The organism is Flavobacterium sp., from assembly GCF_036515215.1.
Taxonomy (GTDB): domain Bacteria; phylum Bacteroidota; class Bacteroidia; order Flavobacteriales; family Flavobacteriaceae; genus Flavobacterium.
This window is the reverse complement of record NZ_DATBVQ010000026.1, coordinates 1-17,368: the sequence shown is the minus strand read 5'-3', so window position 1 is coordinate 17,368 and position 17,368 is coordinate 1. Positions and strand designations below refer to the sequence as shown.

Genomic DNA, 17,368 nt, shown 5'->3' with positions numbered 1-17,368 from the left:
TGGAGAGTTGGAATGGTTTTGGGAAATGCCGCTTGTATTGATGCTGTTTTGAAAGTAAAAAGCAATATGGACAGCGGAATGTTTTTTGGAATCCAAAAAGGGGCGATAGCTGCTTTAAAGAGTGATAAGTCTTGGTTTGATTCGATGAACGAAATCTACAAGAGACGTCGAGTTTTAACGGAAAAATTAGCCGAGAAATTAAATTGTAAAGTGTATAAAGAAGGTGTTGGATTGTTTGTTTGGGCCAAATTGCCGGAAGGGATAACTTCTGCTGAAAAGTTTATTGACCAGATCTTACATGAAAAACATCTCTTTATCGCACCGGGAACAATTTTTGGAAGCAATGGAGAAGGATATATTCGATTTGCATTATGTGTAAAGGAAGAAAAAGTACAAGAAGCAATTGATAGATTTAATTAAATGAAAATTTACGTAATAGGAATTGGATTGATTGGCGGGTCGATGGGATTGGACATCAAAACGGTCTACCCGGAAGCTACCGTTTATGGGGTTGACAATAATGAAAACCATTTGCAGCAAGCATTAGCATTGGGTGTAATTGATCAAGCTGCAGTATTGGAAAATGTGTCAGATGCCGATTTCGTTATCGTTTCCGTGCCTGTTGATGTTGCGTTAACTGTTTTGCCTGAAGTCCTGGATTTGATCGGTGAAAACACCATTGTTTTTGAAGTGGGTTCTACGAAAGCTCCCATTTGCGAAGCGGTAGCGAATCATCCTAGAAGGAGGAATTTTATCGCGACGCATCCAATCGCAGGGACTGAATTTTCGGGACCGTCAGCGGCGATAGCGGGATTGTTCCATGGGAAAACAAATATTATTTGTGAAGTGGAGCGAACCGCTTTCAAGTTGCAGGAAAAAGCATTGGAACTTTTTAAAGCCATAGGGATGAGAATTCGATATATGGAGCCTAAATCGCATGACAAGCACATTGCTTATATGTCGCATTTGTCTCATATCAGTGCATTTATGCTCGGGAAAACGGTGATAGATAAAGAAAAACATGAGCAAGACATCTTTGATATGGCGGGAAGTGGATTTGAAAGCACGGTACGTTTGGCCAAAAGTTCACCGGCTATGTGGACGCCTATTTTTAGGCAAAACAGAAAGCAAGTGGTGAAAACTTTAGATGAGTATATTGTAAACCTGACTCATTTCAAAGATTTGCTGATAAGCGAAGATTACGATGCAATATATGAAGAAATGGAAAGTGTCAATAGAATAAAAGAGATATTAAACGGGATGAAGATTCCGTAGCCCACTGCGGAGGGACTTTTAACACCATTCAAAGGGAAAATAGTAACTAAAAACAAATAAATAATTACAATAATCTCATTTCGGCGCTCTCCAGGGAGGGTCGGGGAGGGGAAAACTAAAAACTAAAATAAGATGGAAAACAAGAAAGAAATGAGAACATGGTTGAACGATTTCAATTTATCTCACCCATTTGTGATTGCGGGACCTTGTAGTGCTGAAACTGAAGAACAAGTATTGAAAATAGCTCATGAATTGAAAGATTCTGACGTAAGTGTTTTTAGAGCGGGAATTTGGAAACCAAGAACTCGTCCAGGAGGATTTGAAGGCGTTGGAGAAATAGGCTTGAAATGGTTGAAAAAAGCGAAAGAAGAAACGGGATTGTTGATGGGAACAGAGGTTGCGAACGCGGCCCACGTGAAATTAGCTTTAGAATATGATATCGATGTATTATGGGTTGGGGCTAGAACAACGGTAAACCCGTTCGCCATGCAAGAACTTGCGGATGCTTTACAAGGGACTAAAAAAATTGTGTTGGTAAAAAATCCCGTTAACCCAGATTTATCATTATGGTTAGGAGGAGTAGAACGTTTATATAATGCAGGAATTGAAAAATTAGGAGTTATTCATAGAGGATTTTCTACTTATGAAAAAACAAAATACAGGAATATTCCAGAATGGCAAATTGCGATCGAATTGCAAAATAGATTCCCTGATTTGCCTTTAATCATTGACCCATCTCACATTACCGGAGACCGTGATATGATTCTTGAGGTAACGCAACAAGCATTAGACCTGAATTATGACGGGATGATTATCGAAACACATTTTGATCCGGACAACGCATGGAGTGATGCCGCACAACAGGTGACACCAACTGCTTTGAAACAGATTTTCGTGGACTTAAAAGTTAGAAAAGTGAATGACGTTTCTGATGAATACACTCAAAAGATGAGCAAATTAAGAGCGAATATTGATGTGTTAGATGCTACTTTACTAGAATTATTAGGCAAACGAATGAAAGTTGCTGACGAAATTGGTCTAGTAAAAAAAGGATCTAACGTTGCGGTACTTCAAAACACCCGTTGGAATGAAATACTGGGAAAAATGATTTTGGACGGAGAGCAAAAAGGACTTACTGAAGAGTTTGTGCTTAAAATGTTCAAAGCAATTCACCAAGAAAGCATTGGTCACCAAGAAAAGGTGATTAACGGATAATTGGAATAGTATTAAAAAAAAAGGATCTCCACAATTTCTCATTTGAAGTTGTGGGGATTTTTTATTCATGGATGTCATAAAAACTTCAAACAATATTTTACCTTTGCAGTATGACAGGACTCGTATACAAATCTACAGGAAGTTGGTACACCGTAAAATCCGAACAAGGTGATTTTATCGAATGCCGTATGAAAGGAAAATTCCGAATTAAAGGAATCAAGAGTACCAATCCTATTGCTGTGGGTGATATCGTGGATTATGAATTGGAAGAGTCATCAGATACAGTTACCGGAACCATTCATCATATTCACGACAGAAAGAATTATATTGTTCGTAAATCAGTGAACTTGTCGCACCAGATGCACATTATTGCATCAAATATTGATAGGGTTTTCTTATTGGTGACTATCAATAACCCTCCAACAACTTTTAATTTCATAGACCGCTTTCTGGTTACTGCCGAGGCTTATGGTATAGAAACGATATTGGTTTTTAATAAAATCGATACTTTTGATGAAGCCACATTGGATGAACAATTGTATATGCAACATGTTTACCAAGAAATAGGGTACAAATGTCTGCGTGTTTCTTCGACAGAAATGAAAGGAATTGATCAATTAAAAGAAATGATGATTGGCAAAGTAAGCATGTTCTCGGGGCATTCAGGAGTTGGGAAATCGACACTGGTAAATGCCATGGAGCCTTCTTTGCATTTAAAAACAAAAACAATTTCTGAGGCAAGTAAACAAGGTCAGCACACCACGACTTTTGCCGAAATGTACGATTTGTCCTTTGATGCGAAAATTATTGATACGCCAGGTATCAAAGGTTTCGGAATTGTCGATATGGAAAAAGAAGAAATCAGCGGTTATTTCCCTGAATTTTTCAAATTGAAGGAACAGTGTAAATTCAATAACTGTTTGCACAAAGACGAACCAAAGTGTGCCGTGAAAGAAGCACTGGAAAAAGATGGAATAGCCTGGTCACGTTACAATAGTTATCTTAAACTGTTGGAAGGGGATGATGAAAATTATCGTACTGACATTCATAATGAGGATCGAGCAATCAGTGACGAAAACAGAAAATAATGCCCACTATTCATAATTTATAATTCGCCATTAATTTGAAAGTAGTCCTCCAAAGAGTTTCTTCCGCATCCGTAACCATAGAAAATAAAATTGTGGCCGATATTCAAAAAGGGCTGTTAATCTTAATAGGAATTGAAGCGGCTGACTTGCAGGAAGACATTGATTGGCTGGTTGGGAAAATTACCAAAATCCGTATTTTTGAGGATGAGAATCAGGTAATGAATCTATCGGTTAAAGATATCGATGGCGATATCATTACGGTAAGTCAATTTACACTTCATGCCGCCACAAAAAAAGGCAATCGGCCATCTTATATCAAGGCAGCCAAACCCGATGTTGCTATTCCGATGTATGAAAACTTTGTGCATCAGCTGGAAAAAGAATTAGGTAAGAAAACACAAACCGGTGTTTTTGGAGCAGACATGAAAGTGAGTCTTTTAAATGACGGACCGGTCACTATAATTATAGACAGTAAAAACAGAGAATAGTTGCTTGTTTATTGTAAGATTTATTCTATTTTTGAAAACCACGAATAATTAAAATCCCGAAATAATAAAGAGTTGGTCCGTAATTGGCATATCTACTTTATTTAATCCCCCATTTGGCAATTTATTCACATTTTCAAAACCCCACATGAAAATCAAAACCCTACTTACATTTTTTTGTGTTCTTGCATTTTTTAGTGTACAAGCGCAAAAAAATGAATATCCAACTTCGCTTATCGCGGATAGCCTTAAAGAAAATGCCAATGCAATTGTACGCTTAAATCAAATTGACATAACTGTTTCGTCTCAACGAAATATGACCGTTAAGACTAAGAGGGTTATTACTGTTCTTAATGAAAAGGGGCTTTCGTCAGTAGATGCCATAGAGAATTATAATAAAAAAACTTCTGTCAGGGATATTGAAGCATCCGTATTTGATAGTTCCGGTAAAGAAATCAAAAAGATAAAACGTAAAGATTTTAAAGACCAATCTGCAGTTGGTGGCAGTACACTTTTCTCGGACAGTAGGTACATTTATTTAGACTATACACCCACACAGTATCCTTTTACGGTGGTTTATGAAAGTGAAATTGAAACTTCCACAACAGCTTTTATCCCGCAATGGTATCCTTTAGGTAATTTTTTTGTAAGCGTTGAAAAAAGTATCCTAAATGTAAATTATCCAAATAACCTTGGGTTTAAGAAAATGGAATTTAATTTTTCAGGCTTTAGTATTCAAAAAACGATCGATACCGACACTCAACTATCTTATACAGTTACCAATATTTTGGCTCAAAAGCAGGAAGATTATAGTCCTGCCTTTGGCTCCATTTTTCCTAAATTAATGATGGGACTGGAAGTTTTTCATTTAGAAGATGTAGATGGAGCAGCAAAAACCTGGAAGGAATTTGGGAAATGGTACTCCGATGCCATTTTGGACGGCACAACCGAACTATCTGACGACACAAAAACAAAAATGAGAACCCTTGTTGGTGACGAGAAAGATCCAATTAAAAAAGCGAAGTTAATTTATAACTATGTTCAGCAAAAATCAAGATATGTAAGCATTCAGGTGGGGATTGGCGGATGGAAACCAATGCTTGCCAATGACGTAGACAGATTAGGATACGGGGATTGTAAGGCTTTGACAAATTATACAAAAGCACTTTTGGATGCGGTAGACGTGCCGTCTTATAATACTGTTTTATATGGAGATAGTCATAAGAAAGACATTGAATCCGATTTTGTGTCAATGCAGGGGAATCACATGATTCTAGCAATTCCGGATGGGGATAAATATATTTGGCTGGAATGCACGAGTCAAGATGATCCTTTTGGCTATCAAGGCACATTCACAGACGATAGAAACGTTTTAATTATGAAGCCAGATGGAGGCAAAATTGTTAGAACCAAAGTTTATGAAGATGAAAACAATGCCCAAATCAGCACAGGTAGTTATGCATTGTCAAAAAACGGAGATTTTTCCGGGCATATAACAATTGTGTCAGAGGGATCACAATACAATCAAAAGGCAGCAGTTGAAATTCTTCAGCCAACAGAAAAAGAAGCCTATTACAAACATTACTGGGGCAATATTAATAATTTAAAAATCAATAATACGGCATTTTCGAATGACAAGGAAAACATTAAATTAACTGAAAATGCCGAAATAAGTGCAGTAAATTACGGAAGTGTTTCTTCTGATAAAATGATGTTTGCCGTAAATGCCTACAACCAATATACGGAGAGTGTGAAAAGAATCAGAAATCGTAAGAATCCATTTGAAATTCAAAGAGGCTTTTCCGATAAAGATGAAATAGCGATAGCACTACCTCAAGAGTTTTCTATTGAATTTTTGCCCGCCAATTTTGAATTAAAAAGCAAATTTGGTGAATACAAAACTGAGTTTATCAAAAAAGAAAACAATAAATTAGTTTACAAACGCAGTTTATTTATAAAAAAGGGAATGTATTCAAATACTGAATACGATGAATACCGCCATTTTATAGAACAAGTGTCCAGAAATGACAATGCCAAAATCATATTAACCAAAATCTAACCTGATGAAATTTAACCAATTTGCTATCCTTTTATTTGTAACAACATGTTTTTCTAGTTTAACGGCACAAGAATTTGAACTCGGCAAAGTTTCCGTTGCGGAGCTTCAAGAAAAATCGCATCCTAAGGACACGGCAGCTATAGCGGCAATATTGTTTAAAAAAGGTGTAACAAGCTATGAGCATACAGTGGATGCAGGATTTATGGCAATAACAGAGGTCTCCGTCCGCATTAAAGTATATAAAAAAGAGGGGTATGTCTGGGCAAATAAAGAAGTTAAATTCAGAGAAGATAATTCGATTAAAGAGAGTGTTATATTTTCAAATGAAGTCACATATAATCTTGTAGGCGGCAATATTGAAAAAACTAAATTGAAAAGAGAAGGGGAGTTCGAAGAAAAGATAGATAGATATTGGAATAAGAAGAAAATTACGATGCCTAACGTAAGGGAGGGGAGTATTATAGAATATAGATATACCATAAGGTCAAAGGATGTGGGTTCACTCAGAGATTTTTACTTTCAGGCTAATATACCCGTAAATTATGCTCGATATATTACCTATATCCCAGATTTTGTTGTTTATAACACTCGATTTAAGGGTTTTATTACGCCAAAAATATCGGTTGATGGTGGCCGAAAATCTTTTGAAATTACGGATAAGGTTAGAACAACGAGTAGAGGAGTTTCTTCAACTGAATTTAAAAAACACAATGTTGACTACCAGGAAACTATAACGACTTATTTAGCCGAAAATGTACCTGCAATAAAAGAAGAGGCTTACGTTAATAATGTTGACAATTACACCATTAGCTTAGCGCATGAACTATCTATGACACGTTTTCCCAATGAGTCCTTCCAAACCTTTACAACCGATTGGGAGTCAGTAACAAAATCGATTTATGATTTTGTAGATTTTGGTTCAGAATTGAATAAAACAGGTTATTTTGAGGATGATTTAAAGGATGTTATCGCTGGTTTGACGACTACCAATGAGAAAATATCGGCAATATATAATTTTGTAAAAAACAAGGTGAAGTGGAATAGTTATTATGGGTATTCTTGTAATGACGGTGTGAAAAAAGCCTATAATGATAACGCTGGAAATGTAGCCGAAATTAACCTTATGCTTACGGCTATGTTGCGCTATGCCAATTTAACGGCGAATCCAGTTTTAGTAAGCACTCGATCCAATGGAATAGCTATGTTCCCAAATAGAACGGCTTTCAACTATGTCATTGCCGCGGTCGAGACTCCGCAGGGCATGATATTGCTAGATGCATCTGATAAGTTTTCGACTCCAAACATTTTGCCCTTGAGGGCTTTAAACTGGACAGGCAGGTTGGTGAGAAAAGATGGTACTTCGGAAGCGGTTGATTTAATGCCAAAAACAGTGTCGAATAATACAGTAATGATGAACTATTCAATTGATGCTAATGGGCTTGTGTCAGGAAAACTTAGAAAACAACAGGCAGATTATAACGCCATGGTGTTCAGAGATAATGTTGCTAATGTTGAAGAAGATGCTTATCTGGAAAAGTTGGAAAATGCAAATAGTAAAATTGAGATAAAAGAGTATTCTAGGGCTAATGAAGAAAACCTAACATTACCAGTAATGGAAACCTATTCCTTTTCAGGATCGAATCTATGTGAACGCATTGGAGGAAAAATGTATATAAGCCCGATGTTGTTTTTTACAGATCGAAAAAATCCTTTTAAACAGGAAGTAAGAGCTTATCCTGTAGATTATAGTTTTCCTTTTTCGGAGAAATTCACAATCAATATCCAAATTCCTGATGGTTACAAAGTGGAACAAATTCCTGCACCAACAGTTATTACGATGGCAGATAGTCTAGGTAGTTTTAAATATATGACAACTTCATCACAAAATTCTATTCAGGTGTCGATTATTCATCAAATAAACACGGCAATCATATCTGCTGAAAATTATACAATGCTTAAAGAATATTACCAGGGGATGATTTCAAAAGAGAACGAAAAAATCATATTAACCAAAATCTAAGTCCATGAAATTAAACCAACTTGTTATCCTTTTATTTGTTGCAACCTCTTTTTCGAATTTAAAGGCACAAGAATTTGAACTTGGTAAAGTTTCCGTTGCTGAGTTACAGCAGAAGAAACACCCTGTTGACACAACAGCTGTGGCGGCGATTTTATTTGAAAAAGGAAAAGTGTCCTTCGAATACTCCCAAGAGGACGGCTTTGTCGTATTGACAGCAGTGGCGACACGACTAAAAATATACAATAAGGAAGGTTATGATTGGGCAAATAAGAGAATAAAATACTATTTGAATATTAATTCAAAAGAAAAAGTTTCGATTTCAAATGCTGTAACCTACAATTTAGTTGCCGGTAAAATAGAAAAAACAAAATTAAAGAATGACGGTGAATTTAATGAAACGGTTAATAAATATTGGGCACAAAAAAAGATAGTGATGCCAAACGTAAAAGAAGGTTCAGTGATAGAATTTCAATATGTTATTCGATCCACACGAATTGGAGAACTAAGAGATTGGAATTTTCAAACGAGCATTCCGGTTAATTATTCTGAATTTAAAACTTATATACCGGAATATTTCACTTACAAACCAAATTCAAAAGGATTTTTGTCTCCTAAAGTTACTGTCGAACAAGGCACAAATTCTATTATTATAAGAAGTAAAGAGAGATCTGAAGCCGCGAGATCGTTAACCGTTAAGACCACATATTCTGAGGATAAAATCAATTATATTGAAACAAGAACTACCTATTTAGCTGAAAATTTGCCAGCTATGAAGGAGGAAGCCTATGTTAATAATATAGATAATTATAGGGCGAGTATTTCTCATGAGCTGTCAATGACCAAGTATCCAAACGAACCGTTAAAGATGTATTCAACTGATTGGGGGAAAGTGGTCAAAACGATTTATGAATATGATGATTTTGGTCCTGAATTAGAAAAAACTGGTTATTTTGATGAGGACGTAAAAGCCCTTTTAGCGGGATTAACAAATGACGATGATAAGATATATGCAATATTTAATTTTGTGAAAGCAACAGTTAAATGGAATGAATACTACGGTTACTCTTGTGATGATGGAGTAAGGAAAGCCTATAAAGATAAAACGGGCAATGTAGCTGAAATTAATTTGATGTTAACAGCAATGCTTCGCAATGCAGGTTTAAATGCAAATCCAGTTTTAGTGAGTACAAGATCAAATGGAATTGCATTGTTTCCAAGTAGGACTGGTTTTAATTATGTTATTGTGGGTGTTGAAAAAACCAATGGGTTGCAACTACTGGATGCTACCGAAAAATATGCAGAGCCAAATATTTTGCCTCTTCGTGATTTGAATTGGTTTGGACGATTGATTAGAAAAGATGGAACTTCAATCGAGGTTAGTCTAACTCCAGAAACTCTTTCAAGAGAAATGGTAATTATGAATGCTGTTGTGAGTGATAATGGTTCAATATCCGGTCAGTTAAGAAGACAACTTACAAATCACGAAGCTTTATTGTTTAGGCAAAAAAATATCACGACCACAATGGATACTTATTTAGAAGAATTAGAGCGTAATAACAATGATATTGAGATAGATGATTATAAACGGGAAAATGATTTAGATTTATCAAAACCCATTGTGGAATCGTACAAGTTCAAAAACACTAAAGATTTTGAGAGATTAAATGATAAAATTTATATTTCTCCATCGTTATTTTTGGGATTGAAAGAAAACCCTTTTAAACAAGAATTAAGAGAATATCCAGTTGATTTTGGATATCCCATTCAAAGCAAATACAATATCAATATAGAAATTCCTGAAGGATATATTGTGGAAACCATTCCTGAAGGATTGAATATTGCTGCTGTTGACGGCATTGGAACTTTTAGATATGTTATTGCCAATACTGGGAATAAAGTACAAATTAGTATGACATCTGAGATTAGTAAGGCAATTGTTTTGGCAGATTATTATCAGGCATTAAAGACATTTTTTCAAATAATGCTCGAAAAACAAGATGAAAAAATCGTCCTAAAAAAGGTGTAGTTAGATGAAGTTTATAAAAGTTGGAATTGTTTTGTTTCTTTTATTTTTTGTTTCTGAAGCTAGAGCCCAAAATTTTGAATTTGGAAAAGTTTCCATCGCTGAATTACAAGAAAAAATACATCCAGTAGATTCAACAGCTGCTGCCGCAATTACTTTTAAAAAAGCGAAAACCTATTTTGTATATGAAAGAGGCAATGGTTTCTACTTATACCATGATTTTAGAATTAGATTTAAAGTGTATAAAAAAGAAGGATTAAAATGGGCCGACTTTAGTGTGATTTATCAAAACAAGAGAGATAATTTTGAAGAGGAAATCGTTAAGTTTTCAAATTGTGTTACTTATAATTTAGAAAATGGAGAATTAAAAGAAACACCTCTCAGAATGGAAGGTAATCTTAGAACGAATATTAATAAATATTGGAATCAGACATTGATTACAATGCCAAATCTAAAAGTAGAATCCGTATTTGAGATAAATTATACTGTTAAATCTAGAAATAATGTACGGTTTCCAGTGTTTAATTTCCAGTATGAAATTCCGGTTAATTATGTTGAATATCAAACTGATATTCCAGAGGTATTCATTTATAAAGCCCTTTTAACGGGGTATAATAAAATAGATGCCAGTACAAAAATTATCAGTGAAGCTGAATCATTTTCTCATAAATACAATCAGGAATCTGATTTCCCATATAAATATCAATTGTCAACTTACAAAGCGGAGAATATTCCAGCCTTAAAAGAGGAGCCTTTTATCGATAATATAAAAAATTACAGGTCTTCCATACAACATGAATTGGAGAGAACTCGATTTCCTTTCGATGGAGTTGTTGATTATTCAATGACATGGGACGGTGTCGCTAAGAATATTTTTGATTTTAATAGTTTTGGGAGAGAACTCAATAAAGACAACTATTTGGATGCAGATATAAAAAAAATAACCAAGGTGGTTAGTAACCAAGATGAAAAGTTAGACACTATATTTAAATTTGTTCAGGCTAAAATGAATTTTGATGGGGATTATAGTATTTTGACCGATAAAGGGGTTAAAAAAGCATACAAAGAGGAAACAGGTAATGCGGCCGAAATAAATCTAATTTTAATAGCAATGCTTAAAGTAGCAGGAATAAAAGCAGATCCCGTTTTGATAAGTACTCGGGAAAATGGAGTTCCGGTACATCCAAATAGAACCGTTTTTAATTCAGTAATTGCTGTTGCTGAAATAGAAGGAAAACAGATTTTGTTAGATGCCACAAGTAAATATTCGTCAGTTGGGATTTTGCCACTCGAAGATTTAAATTGGACTGGCCGTTTAATAAAAGAAGACGGTAGTTCTCAAGAAATTAATTTGGTGCCAAATAAATCATCCAGCGAAAACGTAAACCTTGCAGTGTCAATTGATCAGAAAGGCAAAATTACCGGACAGGCACAGCTGCAGAAAACTGACTATGAAGCTCTAGCTTTCCGGGAGCATAAAAAACTCTTGTCAGATGATAAATATATTGAAAAAGCAGAAAGTGATTTAGGCGGAATCCTGATTGAAAATTACAAGATAAAAGATAACATTGAGTTGTCATCCTCTATTACCGAAAGATTTGACTTTTTGTCAAGTAACCATTGTGAAATTATAACTGGTAAAATATATTTCAATCCATTGTTGTTTTATAGTCTTAGTAAAAATCCCTTTGTACGGGAGAAAAGACAAATGCCGATATATTTTGGATATCCCAAACTAATGAAATATAATATAAATATTGAAATTCCTGAGGGATACAAAGTAGAATCGCTGCCTGCAGCTATAAAAATTTCAGCATTAGAAGGCATCGCTTCCTTTTCGTTTAATTTGCAAGCGGAAGGAGACAAAATTCAAATTGCCGTAACGCAGGAATTAAAATTAGCGATGGTGCCGGCAGATTATTATGATGTTTTAAAAGATTTTTTTCAGAAAACTATTGCTAAGCAGAATGAGAAAATTATTTTAACAAAAATCTAATTATCAATGTCATTAAAAAACACACTATTTCTTTTCTTATTTATTATTTTCTTCTCCAAAATAAATGCGCAAAATTTTGAATTAGGGGAAGTCTCTAAAAAAGAACTTCAAGAGAAATTGCATCCTAGTGATACAAATGCATCTGCTGCAATATTGTACAAAAAAGCTAGGACTTTTTTTAAATATGAAAAAAATAAGGGATTTGTGGCAAATCATGAATATGAATATAGAATCAAAATTTATAAAAAAGAAGGCCTTGAATGGGCTAATTTCAAAGTGCCTTACTATGTAGGCTATGAAAATTATAATGATGATGTTGTAAAATTTTCTAAAGCAATGACCTATAATTTAGTAGATGGAAAAGTTGTACAAACAAAACTTAATAACGAAGGAAGTTTTAAAAAAAACGTTAATGAGTATTGGAATGAAGCCTCTATCGCAATGCCAAATGTAAAAGCAGGCTCAATTGTAGAGTTTAAATACATACTAAAGTCAGAAGCGATAGTCCAATTTCCAGTTTTTAAAATTCAATATGGCATTCCTGTAAATTATGCAGAGTATAATACTGAGATTCCAGAATACTTTATATACAAACCCATTCTTTTAGGCTTTGTAAATGTTAAATCAAATTCCGAATTTGGTACAGGATATCAGAATTTTGAAGATAGGTACAGTCAGTCGGTTAATATGAGCTACAAGCAGATTAACAGCACATATATTGCTGAAAATGTACCGTCGCTTATAGAAGAAGAATTTGTTGATAATATTGAAAATTACAGAGCTTCAATTCATAACGAACTTGAACAAACCCGTTTCCCAGAAGAAAAAGTAAAAGATTATTCTGTAACTTGGGAAGGCGTTGCAAAATCAATATATGAAGATAAAGATTTTGGAAAAGAAATTGATAAAAGCGATTATTTTGCAATTAATCTGAAAACTATTTTGAAAGATGCTGAAAAAGATTCAGAAAGATTAAAAATTATTTTTGAATTTGTAAAGATAAGAATGAATTGGGATCGTAAATATGGTGTGTTTGCTAAAAAAGGTGTTGAGGAGGCATATAGAGATAGAATTGGAAACGTTGCCGAGATTAATTTTATATTGATAGCGATGCTAAAAATGGCGGGGATAAATACAAACCCTGTTTTAGTTAGCACTAAAGATCACGGTGTTCCTGTTTATCCAAGCAGAACCGTATTTAATTATGTAATTGCCTCAGCAGAAATTGATGGGAAACAAGTACTGTTAGATGCGACTCAAAAATATACTACTCAAAATATTTTGCCATTAAAGGCCTTAAATTGGACAGGTCGCCTTATTAGAGTTGATGGTACATCGGAAGAAATTAATTTGGCGCCAACTTTTCAATCCAATGTTAATAACACTGTTTTAGCAAATGTAGATGCGCAGGGTCAAATTTCGGGAAAATTAAGAATTCAAAAAACAAATTATGAAGCATATAGTTTTAGAGAGAAGAATATTTTAATTAGTAATGAAACTTATCTTGAGAAATTAGAAAATGAATTAGGTGGGCTAGATATAAGCGATTACAAGATAGAAAATAGAGAAACGGATTTAATGAATCCTATTACGGAAACATTTACTTTTGTCTCCAATAATCATTGTGAAAGGATAGGAGAAAAGTTATTTCTTAATCCATTATTGTTTTTTACTTTTCAAAAGAATCCTTTTGTAATGGAAAAAAGACAGATGCCCCTTTATTTTGGATTTCCAAAACAAATGCGGTATAATTTGAGCTTAGAAATTCCTCAGGGATATGAGGCGGAATCAATGCCATCTACGATGAAAATTGCCACCGAAGACAACACGGCGGTTTTTATTATTAATTCAGAGGCCAAGGGTAATATAGTTCAAATTTCCATTATAAGTGAAATTAACAAAAATATCGCAGCTGTTGAATATTATGAAACGATAAGAAACTTTTTTCAAAAAATGATTGTCGCACAAAACGAAAAAATTGTCCTAAAAAAAATATAATATGAATCTAAAAAACTCCCAATTAGACGTAGACAACTGGATCAAAGAACATGGCGTTCGTTACTTCAACGAGCTGACCAATATGGCCCAACTTACTGAGGAAGTAGGCGAAGTGGCACGAATAATTGCCCGTCGTTACGGGGAACAATCCGAGAAAGAAAGCGATAAAAACAAAGACCTTGGCGAAGAATTGGCCGATGTGGTTTTTGTGGTTTTGTGTTTGGCGAATCAAACCGGAATTGATTTGCAGGCCGCTTTTGACAAAAAGATGGATGCAAAATCCATTCGTGATAAAGACCGTCATAAAAACAACGATAAACTAAAATAATGTGATTTTTAAATTATGAATTATAATTGAGGAGTGGTAAATTGCGACCTAAAGTTTTTGAGTAAAAGCGAAAGCGATAACTCATAATTCATAACTGATAATTAAAAACATGAATTTACTGTTACAAACTTCCCATTCTAATTTGCAAGCTGATATTGCCGTTACAGGATCAAAAAGCGAAACAAACCGACTCTTACTATTACAGGCGCTTTTCCCCAATATTACATTGGCAAACACATCCAACTCTGACGACAGTGAGGTAATGCAAAAAGCATTGAAAGGGAACGATGAAACAGTGGACATTCATCATGCGGGAACGGCTATGCGCTTTCTTACGGCTTATTTTGCGGTAAATGAGGGTCGCGACGTTGTTTTGACAGGTTCACAACGTATGACTGAGCGTCCAATCAAAGTTTTGGTGGAAGCACTGGAGCAATTGGGTGCAAAAATATCCTATGAAAAAGAGGAGGGCTATCCGCCTATTCGAATCAAAGGACAAAAAATCACCGCTTCCAAAGTTACTATACCCGCGAATGTTAGCAGCCAATATATTTCGGCTCTATTGTTAGTGGCTCCAAAATTGGAAAACGGAATTGAGTTGACTTTGGATGGAGAGATCACTTCTATTCCATATATCAAAATGACTTTGGCTTTGCTGAACGATTTGGATATCAAAACTAGTTTTGAAGGAAATGTGATCAAAGTTTTTTCAAAGCAGGAAGTTAAAAGTAAAGAAATGGTGGTTGAATCCGATTGGAGTTCTGCATCTTACTTTTTTAGTTTAGTTGCTCTTTCTAACACAGCCTCGATTACATTAAGCAGTTACAAGGAAAACAGCCTGCAAGGAGATTCTGCTTTGGTGGAAATCTATAAACAAATGGGTGTTAATTCTCAATTCGAAAATAATTCGTTAACACTAACAAAGGATGAGGGCTTTAAACCAGAAACTTTAGACCTTGAGTTAAACAACACTCCAGATATTGCGCAGACCATAGTTGTTACATGTTTGGGTTTAGGAATTGGCTGTCACTTAACGGGACTTCATACCTTAAAAATAAAAGAAACCGACAGACTGGAAGCATTACGCATTGAGTTGACAAAATTAGGAGCCAATATTTCGGTTACTAATGATAGTTTGACCCTCCTCGCGACCGAGCAAATTAATCATAATGTGAAAATTGCCACTTATAACGACCACAGAATGGCAATGGCATTTGCTCCTTTAGCATTAAAAGTGCCTATAATAATAGAAAATGCCGAAGTAGTTTCTAAATCCTATCCCGATTTCTGGGAAGATATGAAGAAATTAGATTTTTCCGTTTCCGAAATTAATTAGAGATTGTCAATGTTTATAGCCTTTCGGCTCTAATGTGTAAGGGCTTCAAGCCCGCTTGCTTAAAATAAACAGCAAAACACTTGACAACGCCTATCTCACAGTCGTATATTTGCAGCCTTCAATAAGTTTAACGGTGAGGCTAAATTATTAGGTCTTACACTTTAAACTTTTAAACAAAAAAATAAAGATGAAACTATCACAATTTCAATTTGATTTACCAAAAGAGCTTCTTGCAGAATTTCCTTCTGAAAACAGAGATGAAGCGCGTTTAATGGTTATTGATCGTAAAAAACAAACAATCGAGCACAAGACGTTCAAAGATGTTATTGATTATTTTGATGATGGTGATGTTTTAATTTTAAATAACACTAAAGTTTTCCCCGCACGTTTGTACGGAAACAAAGAAAAAACAGGTGCGAGAATTGAAGTTTTCTTACTTAGGGAATTAAATGCAGAGCAACGTCTTTGGGATGTTTTAGTGGACCCAGCGCGTAAAATCAGAATCGGAAACAAATTGTATTTTGGTGATGACGATTCATTAGTCGCTGAGGTTATTGACAACACCACTTCTCGTGGGAGAACATTGCGTTTCCTTTACGATGGTTCATACGAAGAATTCAGAAAAAAATTAACGGAACTTGGAGAAACTCCAATCCCGAAATACATAAGCAGAGATGTAACTCCAGAGGATGCGGAGCGTTACCAAACCATTTATGCTAAAGAAGAGGGAGCTGTTGCGGCACCTACTGCAGGATTGCACTTCTCTAAGCATTTGCTGAAGAAATTGGAAATCAAAGGAATCAAATTTGCTGAGGTTACACTTCACGTAGGTTTGGGAACTTTCAATCCAGTTGAGGTTGAGGATTTGTCAAAGCACAAAATGGACTCTGAGGAATTAAAAATTACTCAAGAAGCCTGTGATATAGTCAATGATGCAAAAGCCAAGAAAAAACGTATCTGTACCGTTGGAACAACTTCAATGCGCGCTGTTGAAAGTTCAGTTTCTTCACATGGAACCCTAAATCCTTTTGATGGTTGGACAAACAAATTCGTTTTCCCTCCTCATGAGTTTACGATTCCGACCTGTATGATTACCAACTTTCATACGCCAAAATCTACGTTATTAATGATGGTCTCTGCATTTTGTGGGCATGATTTAATGAAAAGAGCATATGAAGAAGCAATCAAAGAAGGATACAAATTCTATTCATACGGTGATGCAATGCTAATCATCTAATAAGAAATAAAGGTTAATTCACTAATCTCGTCAGGCAATGGCGAGATTTTTTTTTGGGTATGTTCGCCGCGGTGAATCGGGCTATTTGTTTCAATCTTTTTTATAATTCCGCTAGCGCTGCATTATAAAAAAGGATTTCCACTTCACACGAGCGATAGCGAACTGGCGAAGCAATCCCTCACGCGACTCCTAAGAAATAATAACATTTGTTGAAAATCTAGTCTACTTGATACACTAATTTTACTGTGATAGTTGCTGTTTTGTTTTTTGAACTGGTGTTAAATGATCCTCCATAAGAATAGTCTTCA

13 protein-coding genes and 1 pseudogene are annotated in these 17,368 nt (G+C 35.1%); 13 read left to right on the top strand and 1 reads right to left on the bottom strand.

The genetic code is table 11. From position 1 onward, the window contains the following. From VIH09_RS01780 to queA, 13 genes are all read left to right on the top strand, one after another. Nucleotides 1–420: aminotransferase class I/II-fold pyridoxal phosphate-dependent enzyme (locus tag VIH09_RS01780; protein WP_331577257.1), on the top strand; the 420-nt coding region annotated here is incomplete at its 5' end. Then, nucleotides 421–1,275 carry a prephenate dehydrogenase gene (locus VIH09_RS01775; protein ID WP_331577255.1) on the top strand — a complete coding sequence of 285 codons (855 nt, stop codon included), beginning with the start codon at nt 421–423 and terminating at the stop codon, nt 1,273–1,275. 132 nt (nt 1,276–1,407) lie between these two features. Next, nucleotides 1,408–2,490 carry a bifunctional 3-deoxy-7-phosphoheptulonate synthase/chorismate mutase type II gene (locus VIH09_RS01770; protein ID WP_331577253.1) on the top strand — a complete coding sequence of 361 codons (1,083 nt, stop codon included), beginning with the start codon at nt 1,408–1,410 and terminating at the stop codon, nt 2,488–2,490. 110 nt (nt 2,491–2,600) lie between these two features. Beyond that, nucleotides 2,601–3,578, top strand: coding sequence for a ribosome small subunit-dependent GTPase A (rsgA, locus tag VIH09_RS01765; protein ID WP_331577251.1), 978 nt, complete (start codon nt 2,601–2,603; stop codon nt 3,576–3,578). Between the two features lie 35 nt (nt 3,579–3,613). Beyond that, a complete protein-coding gene (dtd, locus tag VIH09_RS01760; protein WP_331577249.1) occupies nt 3,614–4,066 on the top strand; it encodes a D-aminoacyl-tRNA deacylase in 453 nt (150 codons plus the stop codon). A 145-nt stretch (nt 4,067–4,211) separates the two neighbouring features. Continuing rightward, on the top strand, nt 4,212–6,122 hold the full coding sequence (locus VIH09_RS01755; protein WP_331577247.1) for a DUF3857 domain-containing protein: 1,911 nt from the start codon (nt 4,212–4,214) through the stop codon (nt 6,120–6,122). A 4-nt stretch (nt 6,123–6,126) separates the two neighbouring features. Next, nucleotides 6,127–8,142 carry a DUF3857 domain-containing protein gene (locus VIH09_RS01750; protein WP_331577245.1) on the top strand — a complete coding sequence of 672 codons (2,016 nt, stop codon included), beginning with the start codon at nt 6,127–6,129 and terminating at the stop codon, nt 8,140–8,142. 4 nt (nt 8,143–8,146) lie between these two features. Continuing rightward, the gene (locus VIH09_RS01745; protein ID WP_331577243.1) at nt 8,147–10,168 is read left to right on the top strand and encodes a transglutaminase domain-containing protein; all 2,022 of its coding nucleotides are present in this window, start codon (nt 8,147–8,149) and stop codon (nt 10,166–10,168) included. A 4-nt stretch (nt 10,169–10,172) separates the two neighbouring features. After that, nucleotides 10,173–12,161, top strand: coding sequence for a hypothetical protein (locus tag VIH09_RS01740; RefSeq protein ID WP_331577241.1), 1,989 nt, complete (start codon nt 10,173–10,175; stop codon nt 12,159–12,161). Between the two features lie 6 nt (nt 12,162–12,167). Beyond that, nucleotides 12,168–14,159 (top strand): DUF3857 domain-containing protein, encoded by a 1,992-nt coding sequence (locus tag VIH09_RS01735; RefSeq protein WP_331577239.1) that lies wholly within the window; start codon nt 12,168–12,170, stop codon nt 14,157–14,159. Between the two features lies 1 nt (nt 14,160). After that, on the top strand, nt 14,161–14,487 hold the full coding sequence (locus VIH09_RS01730) for a nucleotide pyrophosphohydrolase (protein ID WP_331577237.1): 327 nt from the start codon (nt 14,161–14,163) through the stop codon (nt 14,485–14,487). A 109-nt stretch (nt 14,488–14,596) separates the two neighbouring features. After that, the gene (gene aroA, locus VIH09_RS01725; RefSeq protein ID WP_331577235.1) at nt 14,597–15,823 is read left to right on the top strand and encodes a 3-phosphoshikimate 1-carboxyvinyltransferase; all 1,227 of its coding nucleotides are present in this window, start codon (nt 14,597–14,599) and stop codon (nt 15,821–15,823) included. Between the two features lie 187 nt (nt 15,824–16,010). Continuing rightward, the gene (gene queA / locus VIH09_RS01720; RefSeq protein ID WP_331577233.1) at nt 16,011–17,060 is read left to right on the top strand and encodes a tRNA preQ1(34) S-adenosylmethionine ribosyltransferase-isomerase QueA; all 1,050 of its coding nucleotides are present in this window, start codon (nt 16,011–16,013) and stop codon (nt 17,058–17,060) included. Nucleotides 17,061–17,277: 217 nt separating this feature from the next. Here the strand turns inward: queA and VIH09_RS01715 are convergent. Next, nucleotides 17,278–17,368: pseudogene (locus tag VIH09_RS01715) on the bottom strand (SIMPL domain-containing protein); the annotation flags it as partial.